The sequence below is a fragment of the Ancylomarina euxina genome, assembly GCF_003863355.1.
Classification (GTDB): Bacteria; Bacteroidota; Bacteroidia; order Bacteroidales; family Marinifilaceae; genus Ancylomarina; species Ancylomarina euxinus.
In genome coordinates, this window is sequence record NZ_QQWG01000003.1 from 358,333 (window position 1) to 374,555 (window position 16,223).

The following is a 16,223-nucleotide window of genomic DNA, read 5'->3' on the forward strand; positions in this document are numbered from 1 at the left end:
AACTTAATTATATAACCAAATTTTTAACATCGAGAATAACTTGTTTTCATCAATAGGCTTCGATAGATAATCGTTAGCTCCATGATATATAGCTTTATCATAATCTTCCTTCATTGCCTTGGCTGTTGTACAAATTATAGGAATATTCTTAATCTCAGGATTTTTTCTAATATGCTGAATGGCGGTGTATCCATCCATTTCAGGCATCATAACATCCATCAAAACTAAATCTATATTATTGTTTTCTTTCAGTACTTCGAGTGCAATTTTTCCATTCTCGGCTTCAAGTACTTCCATATCTTTATCTTCGAGTATTTTACCTAGGGCAAATATGTTTCTAATCTCATCGTCGACAACTAATATCTTTTTACCCTTAAAGATGGATTCATCAATTTCACATATTGCTTTTTCTGGAATTTGAGGATTCTTAATTGCGACATGATGTAAAAATAAAGTGACTTCATCCATTAGACGAACATCTGATTTTATTCCTTTAAGAATTATAGCATTTGTGTATTTGCTGAGTTCACGATGTTCTTCTCTTGAAAGTTCTTTCCCTGTATAAATAATCGTATTAGGAATCGTAATATGTAGCTTTGATAACTTTTGTAATAATTCATGTCCTGAAAAATCAGGTAATCCTAAATCAAGAATTACACAATCATATTGTTTGTTTTTTATCTGTTGTAGTGCGGCAGAACCACTTTCAGCTTCATCAATCTGGGCATGGGTTTGCTGTAATAAAGTGTGAATTACTTTTCTAGTTAAGGCACTGTCTTCGACGATTAATATGTGTTTTGAATCAGAGAAAATTTGTTTGTTAATTTTGTTCATTGCCGAATTAAAATCAATGGCATTAACAGTCGTTAGTTGTTCTTTTTTATCATTTTTCAAACCATCTATCGGTGAAACGATATGTAGAGGTAGGTTGGAAGTTAGAGGATTTTCTTTTAATCGTGCTAACTGCTCTTCACCATTTGTTAATAAAAGTTTCGAAGCAATAATGATAGAAGAGGGTTGGTATTTTTCCACCAAAGGCATAGCAGACTCTATGTCAACAGCTGCAACGGCTTGAAAATCGTTTTTATGGATAAGATGTAGAAGTTTTTCTGCTTTCTTTTTTTCTGGATGAATTAAAAGTACCATTGCTTTTGTTTGGAACATGTCTCTGTCATCATCAATGTAATTGATGATCTCTTTAGTGTTTGCCTTTTCAGTTTTAGGTAGTTCAATTTTGGTAGATTCTGTAATTTTATCGGCATAATCAAAAGAGTTTTGATTGGGTTCAATAGGGATAATAATTGTAAATGTTGACCCATGATTAACCTTGCTATCTAAGTGAATTTCTCCACCTAACATAAAGGCTAATTCTTTCGAGATAGATAAGCCTAAGCCTGTACCTCCATATTTTCTTGATGTGCTCCCATCTGCTTGTTGAAATGCTTCAAAAATGGCTTCTTTTTTGTCATCAGGAATACCAACGCCAGTATCTGTTACCGAAATAGATAGGGCTTGAGATGGATCTAGATCGTTACGCATCAGTGCTATTTTATCATCATACCTATTAAAGGTAACGGTGATACTTCCTTTTGTCGTGAATTTGATGGCATTTGAAAGTAAGTTTTTGATGATTTGTGATAATCTTAATCTATCACTAATAAATGAATCTGGTATATCCTTTGTTATCTCAACAGAGAGTGCTATTTTTTTCTTTTCAGCCTGATGTTTAAAATCAAGCATGATTTCATGTTTGATATCGGCTGCACTGGTAGGAGCAAATTCAACCGTCATTTTGCCAGCTTCAATTTTTGATAAATCAAGGACTTCGTTGATCAGCTGTAAAAGATCCTTACCACTTTTGTGAATAATTTCAGCAGATTCAATATCAGATTTAGTCAGGTTTCCCTTTTTGTTCTTTGTAAGCATCCCTGATAGAATCAACAAGGAGTTTAAAGGTGTACGCAGTTCATGCGACATGTTTGCTAAGAAATCAGATTTGTATTGACTAGCTAGTTCAAGCTCTTTGGCTTTTAATTCAAGTTTAGTATGAGTTTGAGATAAGTTGAGGTTTTTTTGCGTAATCTCATCTTTCTGAAGTTCCAATTGATTAGTTCGTTCTTCCAATTCTTCATTGGCTACTCTTAATTCTTCTTGTTGAACCTGAAGTTTCTTTTCATTTTCGGTTAATATTTTAGTGTGCTCTTCAAGTTCTTCATTAGCCACTCTTAATTCTTCTTGCTGAACCTGAAGCTCTTTTGCTTGATCCTGAGTTGTTTTTAATAGACTTTCTAGGCGTTCACGAGCAATTGAGGACGCAATATTTACTGTTATTGTCTCATTGGCATTGTTAAGGAAGCTAATTTTATGAGGTTTAAACTCGCGAACTGAAGCCAATTCCATTACGCCCCATAGACGATTATTGAATATTAATGGGGTTAGAATGATTTCTTTAGGACTGATTTCTCCAGTTCCAGAGAAAATAGTGAAATAACCTTTTGGAAGGTCCTTAATGTGTTTGATTTCTCTACTTTCGGACATTGATCCAATCAAACCATGCCCTTTTTTAATAAATTTAAACTGATTTTTGTCTGGCAAACCATGTGATGCAACAAGATTAAATGATTCATTAATTTCATCAAAAAGATATAGTGCACCTAGCTCAGCATTAAGGAAGTCAATTATGAATTCAAGAGCATTACTCGAAACTTCAGACGTTTCCTGATCGCCACGTAATTTCTCATTAAGTTGATTTAAGCCTGAGCGGAACCAATTAGCTTCTTTACTTTTTTGGTGTGCCGCTTCAAGTTGGTCAATAATCTTATTGAAGGTATGTGTGAACTCATCAACTTTAGAGCGAGGCTTAAGTTTAACACTGTAGTTACCTTCAGCTACTTTTTGAATATTATGAATAATACGTGAAAAGCCAAATTGAATTTCGTTAAAAGATTGTGTCAAAACACCAAGTTCACTATTGCTCTTTAAGCTCAATCGTTTTTGAGGAATCCCTTTGTTTAGAAGATTAAAATTTTTCACTAAAGTAGCAACAGGTTTTGATATCGATCTGTTGATGATATATGAGACGCTCGATATGAAAACTGCGATAAGGAATATAAAAAAGCTAATGACATATATCAGAGCTTTGTTTACTTTGTTTGATAATTGATCCGTTTCTTTAGCAAAGTCTCCAAAGTGGTTCTTTAATCTATTAATATCATTAAGAAGTTCTTTATTGACGATGCCTTCTTTATGGTTTTCGATATGTTTCTGAATACTTAAGCCAATCTGATAGCCATTTTTAGCAATTGCTTGATTATCTTTTAGTTTATGAGGGGCGTATTTACTAAAAAGCTTTAATCTATTGTAAAAAGTGTTGACAAGCTCTTTGTCAGGTTGTTGTATTGTAGGGAAAGAACTGTAAAATAACTTGGTGAATTCTGTTTTCGATAAATTTTGTAGGTGTTCATCAATTTTCGAGAAATTATAGGCCATAAAGTTTGCGGCCTTAATATCATTAAGTGCAGATGTGTATAATGCCTTTTCACCAGTATGGATATATTTATAGTAGTCTTGAATACCACTACTAAAAGTATTATTGTGAATACGATCAGCGTTCATAAAAAGAGTCAACACTCGACTTGATTGGAAAAAGAAATTTGCCAGCAAGCCAAGTAGAATGATACTTGTAATTGAAACAATTGTTAAAAGGAATAATCGTGATTTTATTCTCCAATCTTTAAACTTAGATATTTGTAAGTTCATGATAGTCGTTCGTGTTTGTTGTAATAAATATACTCTTAAAGATGCGTAAAAATAGTGATTAAATGAAACGAACTGGCTCTTTCCTTACATGAATCGCTTTTAAAATAGGTTAAATTGTTATTTAGTCATCTTTTATAATTTTAATAAAAAACATATTGCTCAATATTTATTTAACTGTAGCTTTATGTCTTTATTCAAAAACAACTAAAGAGAATCTAACTATGAAGTATATTTTGTTAATCATCTTCCTGTCATTTAGTCTTTTACTTTCGGCTCAGTATAAAGATTTAGGTAAGCTATACTCAAAAGGTAAATTCGAAAAAGCAATTGAAAAAGGCATGCTTAAACTTGAGCTATTACCTGATGATGCTATTCTTAATATGATTGTTGGCCGATCTAATGTAGCTATTGGGAAATATAAGACAGCTATTCCTTTCTTGCAGAAGGCTTTGGCTGGCAAAACAGATCAAGCTTCTGTTCAATCTTGGTGTTTGGCTGAATTGGGTACGGCATATTATCATACAGGACAGGAAAAAATGGGTGTAGAGAGTTTGAAAAAAGCTATAGGGATGAATGCAACTCGAAATTGTACTCGTTTTGCTCATAACCAATTGATGCGTTTTCAAGAGAATACTTTTTTCCAAAAATGGAATATTCACGAAACTAAACATCTTCGGTTTCATTTTCAAGATGAATCAATTATTGAGAATGTAGAAAATTACATCAAGCAACACGAAGAAGCTTATCTCAATATTAATAATTTTTTTAAGATAGATTTACCTAAGAAAATTGATTTTTTTGTTTGGAAGGATAGGGAAGAGGCGCATAATTTGTTTGGAAGACCTTTGGGTTTCGCTAATTCAGAAAGAAAGATTATTAATGCTTGGTATCAGCAAACTAAAGGACATGAAATTTGCCATATACTTTGCGATATTGCCATTCAACCAATGAAAAAAAGTAAGTTGATCAATGAAGGTATTTGCGTGTTTTTTGATCAAACGACTCGAAATAAAATGGATCAAGCTAGAAAGGTGCTGCCTAAAGATGAGTTTCATTTGCTTGAATTGTGGGAGTCGCCTACACAATATGAAAGAGATTTGTCTTACCCAATGGGTGGTGCTTTTGTTGATTTCCTAATTCATAAAGGAGGAAACGATAAGCTCAAGCAACTCTTAAAGGATCAGACTATAGAAAATGCGGAGAAAATATATCCAAATTTCAAAGATCTTGTTAAGACTTTTGAAGCAATGCTTGAGCGTTAATTCAAAATATTAGCGATGAATGAACAGAGCGCAAGGTGATTACTGCATCAATCCTTGCGTTTTTTGCTTTTGACTCTATAGAGGTTTATTCTTAATTTAGATTTTGCTTAGGGAATGTTATGATGAATTCACAGCCTTGTTCAAGTTCGCTTTCAACCCATATTTCTCCTTGATGCTTATCCACAAATTCTTTACAAATAAGTAAACCCAAACCTGTACCCTTCTCATCTTTGGTTCCAACTGTTTGAACCTTGGTATCTATTCGGAATAGTTTGGCAATATTATCAGCACTCATGCCAACACCAGTATCTTTTATAGACAGTTTAATGTCAGTTGGACGGTCTTCTGCATGAATACTAATCGTACCATTTTCAGGCGTGAATTTGATTGCATTAGAAATCAAGTTTCTGAGAAGGCTGGTTAGCATATTGTCATCTGCAAAAATCTTCATATTCGAGCAATCAGGACTCTGCAATTCTATCTTCTTTTGACTAGCTTGATAGGACGCAAAGGAAATGGAATCTTGAATAATATCTTGAAGATTGAGTTGTTCAGGATGATAAGGGATTTGATCAGACTGACTCATAGCCCATTCCAGCATCTTTTCTAAAAGATTAAAGTTTAATCTTGCTGAATGTTGAATATCTTTGATTAGCTCTAGTTTTGTTGCGTCGTCGAATTCATTGTAACTGGTACACAGTATGTTTGAGAATCCAATAATGGCATTGAATGGATTTTTTAAATCGTGGGCGATAATAGAAAGAAACTTATCCTTAGTTAGATTTGCTTCTTGTAATTTATCAGCAGTGATATTAAGTTCAGTTAGAGTTTTTTTGAGTTCTGTTGTGTCATAACCAACACCAATTGTCAAATTTGAAGGTGTTGTAAACCCAGCCCAAAATTGGTTCCTCTCTTCTTGATTCTTATTGGTGATTGTGAATTCATTAAACTGACCACTTGGTTTAGAGAGATGACCTTTAACGTAATTATATTCCTCTTTGTTTTGTATAAGCTTTTTAAAAGGATTATCCATGGTCTTAACTTCATCCAATGAATAACCTGTTGCTCGTTCGCATTCTTTATTCCATAGGGCAATTTCACCTTCTTTGCCTAATCCAAATATCATGATAGGCGCTATTTCGAAAAGGGATTTGAATTGTAGCTCACTCTTCTTGAGTTCTTCATCTGCAATAAGTTTATTCTCTATGATTTTATTGGTTGCGTCTGCAATTATCTGGAATTCAGAGTAGTTAAGTTTTGTTTTGTCAATATTAGAATTTGACTGGATTGCTTTCTTTAGTAAGCCAATAAAGGTTGCTGTATTCTTTTTGGTTTTATGAGTTACATATCTGAATATCAGAAGTAAGATTAAATGGATAAGGATGATAAGTATTAATATGTTTGTTGCCTTTTTTATTTGAGCATTTTGCATGTGTTGAATACTTCTGTTGATATCTGTTTCAATAAGTGACAGATCAAACCAAGCTCCAATAACCCAATTCCATTCTGGGTATGCCTTTACATATGAGATGTTTTTATCAATTTGATTATTGTCTTCATTAAGCCAGTCAAAATTAATGAATCCGCCCTCAGGCATTTTTGATGCTTCAATTTCAGCTTTAATTATTTCAAAGCCTTTAGCATCCTTTAATTTAAGAATATTATCACCATTACTGTAGTGTTTCGTGTTTGAGAGAACTACATTTCCATCAGTATCGTTAATGAAGATCTGTTGATTAACACCATACTTTATGTTCTTGATGTATTGAATTGCCTCTTTTTTAATGTCTCCTTCAATGTCAGGAATGTATTCGCCTGTACCAATAATAATATTGAGCGGTTTGAATAAACGAACATAAATAACTGATGGGGAAGTGAATGACTTATCAGTCGTTAAGCTTGTTGATTTTTCGCGAATAAAACCTTTCCCATATTTAAGTGCAATATTTACTTCTTCTTGAACAATTAATTTTTCTGGTGAATCTTTAAGTTTTAAGAAATTAGTGCCTTCAAATTCAGGATGTGCGGGGTATAGGATTTCTTCACCATCTGTTTTTAGGATAAAGTAGTCACCTCTAATCTCTTCTGATCTTAATGGACGTAGTGCTTCTTTAATGATTTGTGTGATAGCTAATTTGCTGTAGTTGTTCTTGTGTTTTGTGTATATGTTTTCAGCTAAAACATAAGCCTGATCAACTCGATATGTTAAGTATTCGTTAATTTTATTGATCCTAATGTCTCGGCTAATGTTTATGTGCTCAATTACTTGATTAACTTCGTGTTTAATTAATTGGTTTTGAGCTTCGATATGGGCTTGTTTACTCTCCTTACTTTGCTTTTCGAAAGTTTTGTATTCGAAATAAAGAAAGAGACTACTCGTGACAATTGCCGATAAAGCAAAGAATACAACAATGTACAAGAGAAAGGTTTGTGGGATAGATAGGGATCTTCGTTCAGGCATAGGTGGTAGTCATGTTTTTATTTGATCAGGTCCTAAAATACAAATAATATTGGCGTAATTTTTGTTTATTTTTTAAAAATAATCACTGTAAATAAGCATGTTTATCAGATGTTTTCTTATGTCTACACTTTAGAGATTTACTATTTCTTAGCTCGTTTATTATGTAGTTCGTAATTCTTAAAAGGAGATAAGAAATTTTTGTCCTGATTTTTCATAAATTTGATGAAATTAAATTCCTAACTATGAATGCAACAAATTTTGAATTGAGTTTTAATGACTGCAGGCCTTTTTCTTCAATAAAAAGGAAGGCTCTTTACTTAGTGGGAATCATTGAAATACTTGTGGGTTCAGTCGGGATCTTTCTTGTAGAATATCCTATGTCTCGATTTTATATAATTTTGCTTGCTAGTGGTATTTTGAGTTTCCTTATAGCTGCTTATGGTAGGAATATTATTAAAGAATCTAATTCTATTTGTATTAATCCTCAAAACATTACCTTTAAAAATGTCTCACAACGAACTAAAAATCTAGCAGTTGATAATCTGTGTGATCTTATTATAGAGCAAGATAAAGTTGAGTTTGTCACTAAAGATCAAAAATACAACCTTTACGATTTTTCAATCTTTACACAAGATCAAAAGAAAGCTCTATATCGTATTTTGACTGACTTGAAAGAAAACTTAGGCTAAATTGTATGTGAGAAAAGAGAGAATGAATGTGTCTTTCTTTTTTTATTATTTCTAATACCAAATGAATTCATAATGAGACCGATTTATCTAATTACATTACTAGCCTCCATTGCGTTGAGTTCTTGCAATGGGCCTAAATCGAATGAACGCAAAATTATTTTGGGTGATACCATTCGAACAGCAAGTGGTTTGCAATACTACTACGAAAAAATGGGTAAGGGTAGAAAAGTTGAGGCTGGATGTGAAATGGCGACCTATCTTAGTTTAAAAGTTGGCGATGATGTCGTTTGGACCAGTGCTGATCAGCCAGATTCTTTATTTACTTATGTCGCAGGCTATACCAGATTGATCAGAGGGTTTACAGAGATGAGCATGTTACTTAGAGAAGGTGATGAGGTGATTGCGATTCTTCCAGACTCCTTAGCTTATGGAGCTAAAGGTGCTGGAGATATTATTCCACCGCATGCAACGTTGGTTTACGACAAGTTTATAGTTGTAAGAGTTGATGAGGCCAAAGGTGTAATGGCTGATACGCTGCTTAAAGCAATCGAAATTGGTGGCGAAAAAGCTGTTTGGGAGAAATACAAAGAAATAACAGAAACGGCAGATTCTAATAAATACCACAGCGGGCAAGATCATCTTTATCGTCTGTGGGATAAGTTGAGTAAAGCCGATCAGCACAAGAAAGCAGCTGAAGTGGCAGCATGCTTTGCCGGTGCCACAAATGACAATAAGCTTTGGTATAAAATGGTGCTTTCCCTGGAAAAGTTAGGGGAATTAAAAGAAGCGAAAGAGAATTTGGAGGTGCTTATTGGTAAAGAGCCAAATAATAAGGAAATGGCTGATAAACTGATTGAATTGAAAGGGAAACTTGCTGAAATGTAAGGTTTGTTACAAAGAATTTAAAACTCTAAACTTAAGAATCAAATCAATTATGGAAGAAGGTAAAGAAATAATCGTAATATATAAAGGTAATCCTGTGAACTCCGAAATTATAAAGGATATTTTAAACGATAATGGAATTATTGCCACAATGAGTAATCAGTTGATGGGAAGTATTGCTCCTTGGTATGTTTCTGGGGGAGGTATTGATCCTGTGGGCGTTGAAATTTTTGCTCGTGATAAAGAAAAAGCACTTGCTTTAATTGATGCCTTTAATAAAAGTATACCTGAAGAATAGATACTAAGGATAAAGGAAAGCTGTGGTCGTACGATTACAGCTTTTTTTAGTCCGTAGACATGGTACATGCTAGCAATGTGAGAGTTCTTGTATATGTCGATTTTATTGGAAGTGCTAGCCATTGGCAAGGATCTTATGGGTGACCTCTTTTATCATGAGGTTTAAACCCCTTAAAGATAATCAACCATAAGCTTGACAAATCCTTGTCGATGCTTTATACCCCAAGCTGTAAACCTTAAAAAGGGATTCCTGGAATTACATGTTTTTAATCCGCCTCAGGCGGACTCATAATGGATCGATGCCCACACTATGAGATAATGCGTCAGAAATGCAGTCTTATTTGGGAATATTGTGTCAAGTTATTAATCCCTTTTAGATTCAAAAAAAGTCATTCAGAGCAAAATTGGATATGTTTATATTGTTTTTTTAAGAATGAAATTAAACATCAATGATGAAACCAAAATAAAAAGCAGTTCGTGGTTGTTAACATAAATATCAGCTATTAGTTGTGTATTTATATTCAATAAGACATCCTATTGCTTGTTCGAAGGAATACCGAAGGAAACCCGAACGAGGACCGAAGGAATAACTTAGTCATTGTGGACGTTTTATTGTTCATTTTAAATACGCAAAATCATATTTCTTTTCCAATCCCTTCATATCGTCAATACAAATTTACACTTGACATTAAAATAAAAATGACAGAACTTTGTCATTCAAATAGATGTCTTTGTGTTAATATATGATTCATTTATGGAAACCGAACTAGTTTTAGTTCTATTGTTTACTTAAAATTTAAATATCATGGCTGTAGTTAAGAACAATTTGGTTGTAGATGGTTTAAGTGGAAAATTAGGTAAGAATATAGTTTTCAGACAACGCAATGGTAAAACTATTGTTAGCACCAGTCCTGTGTTTTCGAATACAAAGACAGAAAAACAGGAAAATCATCGTAAGCGGTTTACAAAAGCCGTTCGTTATGCTCAGGTACAAATGGCCGATCCTGTGTTTGGTGAAAAATATCGCCTGGCGGCAAAAGCGAGAGGTTTAATGACACCAAACAATTTAGCCATTCAGGATTACCTTCGACCACCTGTTATCGAAAATCTTGAAGTTAAGGGGTATCATGGTGAAATAGGTGATGAAATTATAGTAGAAGCCTTTGATGACCTTGAAGTTGAGAAGGTGGCTGTCGAGATCTATCATGGCGATGGCAGTCTGGTCGAAAAAGGATTGGCTTGTAAAAATGGCAATGAGTTTGAGTGGCACTATGCCTCGACTGTAGCCAACAGTGAATTCAGTGGTGATAGAATTCTTGTTAAAGCATTTGATCATCCAGGAAATGAAACCTATATGGAAATCGTCCTTTCATAGAATTGAACCATCTACATCTATTTATCTTTAAAGAAGATCTGGCAAGTATTTTTATTTGTTAGATCCTCTTTAAATGAATCTGGCAAGGGATTGTTTTATAACTATCCCGCAAATTGTGCAGATGATCGCAGAAAAAGAGTTTGGTCTTAACTTTAAGCATTAGAGCCAATGAGAAAATCTCTATTACAGCCAATTTGAAATGATATTTTCGTGTATTACCTGTCGTCTCAAATCAGGTAAAACTACTCATGGATTTATAATGGGGAGTTGTTGTTGTTATGGTTAATTAGTTGTGGTTTTTGAGTTAGGTAAATAAGACGCCATGTTAAGTATATGTTGAGGCCACTAGCTTAGTATTTATTTGTTATTGTGAAGGATGGTGATTTTTGTATGTTTGCATTCATGGTTGATAAATATATTTTGATCAACACTTGGAGTTTGTTTGTGGAAAATGTAAATTTATATTTGTTAAAGAGAAGTTGGGTGTTAAGATTGCTCTTGTTTGATGTGGGTTGTGAATTTGTAATTTTTTATTTTCAATAATCATTTTAACAATTAAAATCTTAATTATGGAAGCATTTATTGCATTTATTGGATTGTGGCCCGTTAGTTGGGCGCCAAAGTATTGGTCTTTTTGTTGGGGACAGTTAATTTCCCTAAGCCAAAACCCTTCACTTTATTCATTAATAGGTGTGAATTATGGTGGTGATGGACGAAATAACTTTGGTTTACCTGATTTCAGAGGTAGAGTTCCTGTTGGAGCAGGAGTAGGGCCAGGACTTGCATCGTATCAACTTGGTATGAAGTACGGTTTTGAAAGAATAGTTCTAAATGAAGCTCAAATGCCAAGTCATAACCATCAGGCTACTATTGATGGTTTAGAAATACAATTTATGGCTAGCACTTTGGCTGGAACAGAAAGTACTCCAGGTGCAAATAATGCAACAACTATAGGAGCAACAAAAAAGGCAATGGGAGCTGGTGATATGCTTTACAATACAGAAAACCCAACTGTAGCTCTTAATGGAGTTTCAATTGAAGGAGGGGATATTCTAATCTCAAATTCAGGCGATGACCAGTATGTTGAGAATCGTCAGCCTTTTAATACTGTTAATTATATTATTTGCATGGATGGTGTTTATCCTCAGCGTCAATAGTTAATTATATAGAGTGTCTGTTGAGTAGTGTTTCTGTTTTAGAAAACTCAGCTTTACAGACCCTCTATTTATCATATGTATATGAATCAAAATATTAAAATAGGATTTCTTGCACCATACTCTTCAATTTATCCTGACATGGTACCTAGTTTAGTTAGTGGATTTTATTCTGCTATTCCAGAAAAACACCATCAACTTTTTCAAATATTTCCTGAATATGTCGGTCAGGGGGGAGAAAAAACAACTACAGAAGCCGTAAATAAATTGTTGAATTTTAATAGGGTCGATATTGTTTCGGGCTTTATTAGTTATAAAGTTTTACCATCTGTGATACCGAGTATTGAAAACAGGCAAAAACTTGGATTATTTTTTGATGTAGGAGAGTATATTCCTTATACGCATCATATATCCGATAGCGTTTTTAATAATAGTTTTCAAATGTGGCAGTCGCAGTTTTCTTTAGGTTATTGGGCTCATAAAAAATTTGGAGAAAGAGGAGCTGTTATTATGCCAATTTACGATGGAGGATACCATCTGCAATCAGCCTTTAGACAAGGAGCTATAATGGCTGGAGCTTCGAATATGGATATGTATATTCTGAAATATCAGCCTGGAGCCTCTCAGTTAAAGGGTCAGATAGAAGGCTTGTTTGATGAAATAAAGAAAATGCAACCAACCTATATTCATTCTCTATTTTGTGGTAGCGAAGCTTTGGAGTTCTACGATGAATATTGTAAATCAGGATTAAATAATAAAATTCCACTTGTAGTAAGTGCACACATGTCGTCCGATGATATTTTAAATCAAGTAAGCGGTCTTGATTTAGATTTATATTCTGCATCTATGTGGAATTATCACTCAAAAGATAAAGCCAATATGGAATTCAAACAAAAGGTGAATCAATTTGCTGGTCAAAAGCCCGATTTTTACACCCTTTTAGGCTACGAGACAGGTTTGGCTTTCGAACGATTAATCCCAGAATTCCATAGAAAGGATTGGGCAGAAATTAAAAAACGACTTAAAACAGAAACTATTGAGGGACCAAGGGGCAAACGCTCTTTCTTCCTGAATTCAGAATGTGCCACTCCGATAATCGATATTGAAAAAATTGGTTTTGCAAATAATCAAGTAACAAAAATTGTTATTGATCAGGGCAGAGCTTTGGAGTATAGTAGCGGAGCTTACGAGAAAATTCATAAGGAGAATGTTAGTGGATGGCAAAATCCCTATTTATGCGTTTAATCAAATTTGAATTGCTGTAACATATTAAAAAAATAGCATCATGAAAAAAATCTACTTTTTTACTTTAAATAAACAGTTAAGAAATTTTTCAGAGTTTAGAAAAGGTCTAAGCAAGTTGATTATAATCTCTTTTTTGCTTGCCAGTATGTTGTTTGTTTTTGGTAATAATGCTAATGCACAGTGTAGTGTTTCTGCACCTTATCATGTTGCTTATTCTGGTACTACTCCGGCAAATGGGAGTAGTTTAGCGCAGAGTTTTTCAGCTACTTGTGATGGTGTTTTATCTCAGGTTAAACTCGTTAGTTATACAGTTCAAACAGGAATAACTGTAACAATTTATTCAGGTGCAGGTATTAGTGGATCTGTTTTGGGCTCTGTTACAGGGGTGTCAATTCATGATGCGTCAGGATTTACTGATTATTCAATAATAGATTTATCTTCTGCAAACGTCTCTGTAACCAATGGTAATGATTATACTTTTAAATTAACAAATCCGGGTACAGGTCAAGTTGGACTTTATCATTCAGGTACAAATCATTATGACTATGGTGTTGCATACTATGAAGATGGGGCAACAGAATTAGACTTTATTTTTGTTTTGGATATTGCAGCAGCTTCTTCCAACGCCGCTCCCACAGCCACGGCACCAAGTACACCAAGTGTAAGCGAAGATGACATAGACGTTGATCTGGCTGATGATATACAGGTGGCAGATGCTGACGGTGATGATCAGACTGTTACATTTACGATAACTGGTGGAACGCTTACTACAGGTACTACTGATATTACATTTGGTGGCAGTGGAAATGGATCTGCTAGTTTTACGGCTGCAGGTACACTGGCAGCAGTTAATACTGCTTTAGATGCTGCAACTTTTACTCCCACACCTAACCTAAGTGGTAGCAATGTGGCTACAATTTCGTTTACAACTCATGATGGGACTGTGGCATCAAGTGCTGCATCAGTTACTTTTAATATTACTGCCATTAATGATGCTCCTAGCATTTCAATTAACGGCTCTACTTTATCATATACAGAAAACAATTCAGCTATTCAAATTGATGCAGCGGCAACTGTAAGCGATCCTGACGGTGATGCCGAATGGAACGGTGGACAACTGGCAATACAACTAACTTTAAATTCTGAGGCTGCAGATGAAATCAGTATTAGTGATACAGATGGTGATGGAATAGTAATTACCATTAGCGGAACCAATATACTTGCTAATGGCACTGACATTGGTGATTTAAATCCTAGTGGAGGAATAGTGACAGGTGGGACACAACTTGCTATAGGTTTTGATTCTGATGCTACAAATGCCATTGTTCAGGAAGTTTTTCGATCCATACGTTACAGGAATACTTCTGATAATCCAGGCACTTCCAATCGAACTATAACTATTGCTGCTTTTGATGCAAGTTTATCCAGTTCTACTGTTCAACGTACAATTGGCATTACTGCTGTTAACGATGATCCAGGCATTTCAGGTTTACCAACAGATATTACAGTTTCGGAGGATATTGCAAGTAATGTTAATCTTTCAGCTGCTACTTTAATTGATGTTGATGCAGGATCAAATAGTATTGTATTAACAGTTGCAGCTTCAGCAGGTACTCTTACTGCCAGTTCGGGTGGCTCAGTCACTATTGGCGGTTCAGGTACAGGAACATTAAGTTTGACGGGAACAGTTGCTAATATTGATACTTATTTAAATACAGCATCTAATATAAAATATACAGGGGCTTCGAATGCAAATGGAAACGATGCTGCTACTTTAACACTAACCGCAAATGATGGAGGTTATACAGGAACAGGTGGCGGAACAAATGTTTCCTTAGGAGCAGTTAATGTTGATATCACTGCTATTAATGATGCTCCTAGCATTTCAATTAACGGCTCTACTTTATCATATACAGAAAACAATTCAGCTATTCAAATTGATGCAGCTGCAACTGTAAGCGATCCAGACGGTGATGCGGAATGGAACGGTGGACAACTGGCTATACAACTAACTTTAAATTCTGAGGCTGCAGATGAAATCAGTATTAGTGATACAGATGGTGATGGAATAGCAATTACCATTAGCGGAACCAATATACTTGCTAATGGCACTGACATTGGTGATTTAAATCCTAGTGGAGGAATAGTGACAGGTGGGACACAACTTGCTATAGGTTTTGATTCTGATGCTACAAATGCTATTGTTCAGGAAGTTTTTCGATCCATACGTTACAGGAATACTTCTGATAATCCAGGCACTTCCAATCGAACTATAACTATTGCCGCTTTTGATGCAAGTTTTTCCAGTTCTACTGTTCAACGTACAATTGGCATTACTGCCGTTAACGATGATCCAGGCATTTCAGGTTTACCAACTGATATTACAGTTACTGAAGATGTGGCAAGTAATGTTAATCTTGCTGCCGCTACTTTAAGTGATGTTGATGCAGGATCAAACAGTATTGTATTAACTGTTGCTGCGTCAGCAGGCACTCTTACTGCTAGTTCGGGTGGTTCAGTCACCATTGGCGGTTCTGGTACAGGAACACTAAGTTTAACGGGAATAATTGCCAACATTGATACTTATTTAAATACAGCATCTAATATAAAATATACAGGGGCTTCGAATGTTAATGGAAACGATGCGGCTACTTTAACACTAACCGCAAATGATGGAGGTTATACTGGAACAGGTGGCGGAACAGATGTTTCTTTGGGAACGGTTAATGTTGATATTACTGCCATTAATGATGATCCAAGCATTTCAGGTTTACCAACTGATATTACAGTTACTGAAGATGTGGCAAGTAATGTTAATCTTGCTGCCGCTACTTTAAGTGATGTTGATGCAGGATCAAACAGTATTGTATTAACTGTTGCTGCGTCAGCAGGCACTCTTACTGCTAGTTCGGGTGGTTCAGTCACCATTGGCGGTTCTGGTACAGGAACACTAAGTTTAACGGGAATAATTGCCAACATTGATACTTATTTAAATACAGCATCTAATATAAAATATACAGGGGCTTCGAATGTTAATGGAAACGATGCGGCTACTTTAACACTAACCGCAAATGATGGAGGTTATACTGGAACAGGTGG

The 16,223-nt window shown here is 34.8% G+C and carries 10 protein-coding genes; 8 read left to right on the plus strand and 2 right to left on the minus strand.

Annotated features, from left to right (window positions below; translation table 11 throughout):
• Window positions 1-3 precede the first annotated feature (3 nt).
• Window positions 4-3,759 (minus strand): response regulator, encoded by a 3,756-nt coding sequence (locus DWB61_RS05280; RefSeq protein ID WP_125029841.1) that lies wholly within the window; start codon window positions 3,757-3,759, stop codon window positions 4-6.
• A 221-nt stretch (window positions 3,760-3,980) separates the two neighbouring features.
• On the opposite strand from DWB61_RS05280, the gene DWB61_RS05285 reads away from it, so the two are divergent.
• Complete coding sequence (locus DWB61_RS05285; protein WP_125029842.1) at window positions 3,981-5,021, plus strand: tetratricopeptide repeat protein; 1,041 nt, start codon at window positions 3,981-3,983, stop codon at window positions 5,019-5,021.
• 91 nt (window positions 5,022-5,112) lie between these two features.
• Here the strand turns inward: DWB61_RS05285 and DWB61_RS05290 are convergent, their stop codons facing one another.
• Window positions 5,113-7,482: a cache domain-containing protein gene (locus DWB61_RS05290; protein WP_125029843.1), complete on the minus strand. Its 2,370-nt coding sequence runs from the start codon at window positions 7,480-7,482 to the stop codon at window positions 5,113-5,115.
• A 242-nt stretch (window positions 7,483-7,724) separates the two neighbouring features.
• Between DWB61_RS05290 and DWB61_RS05295 the strand changes: the two genes are divergently transcribed.
• From DWB61_RS05295 to DWB61_RS05325, 7 genes are all read left to right on the plus strand, one after another.
• Window positions 7,725-8,171 (plus strand): hypothetical protein, encoded by a 447-nt coding sequence (locus tag DWB61_RS05295; RefSeq protein ID WP_125029844.1) that lies wholly within the window; start codon window positions 7,725-7,727, stop codon window positions 8,169-8,171.
• 72 nt (window positions 8,172-8,243) lie between these two features.
• A complete protein-coding gene (locus DWB61_RS05300) occupies window positions 8,244-9,056 on the plus strand; it encodes an FKBP-type peptidyl-prolyl cis-trans isomerase (protein ID WP_125029845.1) in 813 nt (270 codons plus the stop codon).
• Window positions 9,057-9,105: 49 nt separating this feature from the next.
• On the plus strand, window positions 9,106-9,351 hold the full coding sequence (locus DWB61_RS05305) for a putative signal transducing protein (RefSeq protein ID WP_125029846.1): 246 nt from the start codon (window positions 9,106-9,108) through the stop codon (window positions 9,349-9,351).
• A gap of 804 nt (window positions 9,352-10,155) precedes the next feature.
• Complete coding sequence (locus tag DWB61_RS05310) at window positions 10,156-10,725, plus strand: hypothetical protein (RefSeq protein WP_125029847.1); 570 nt, start codon at window positions 10,156-10,158, stop codon at window positions 10,723-10,725.
• Window positions 10,726-11,294: 569 nt separating this feature from the next.
• A complete protein-coding gene (locus DWB61_RS05315; RefSeq protein WP_125029848.1) occupies window positions 11,295-11,882 on the plus strand; it encodes a phage tail protein in 588 nt (195 codons plus the stop codon).
• An 81-nt stretch (window positions 11,883-11,963) separates the two neighbouring features.
• The gene (locus DWB61_RS05320) at window positions 11,964-13,124 is read left to right on the plus strand and encodes an ABC transporter substrate-binding protein (protein ID WP_158614373.1); all 1,161 of its coding nucleotides are present in this window, start codon (window positions 11,964-11,966) and stop codon (window positions 13,122-13,124) included.
• Between the two features lie 40 nt (window positions 13,125-13,164).
• A partial coding sequence (locus tag DWB61_RS05325; RefSeq protein WP_148095934.1) for a beta strand repeat-containing protein occupies window positions 13,165-16,223 on the plus strand: 3,059 nt, incomplete at its 3' end.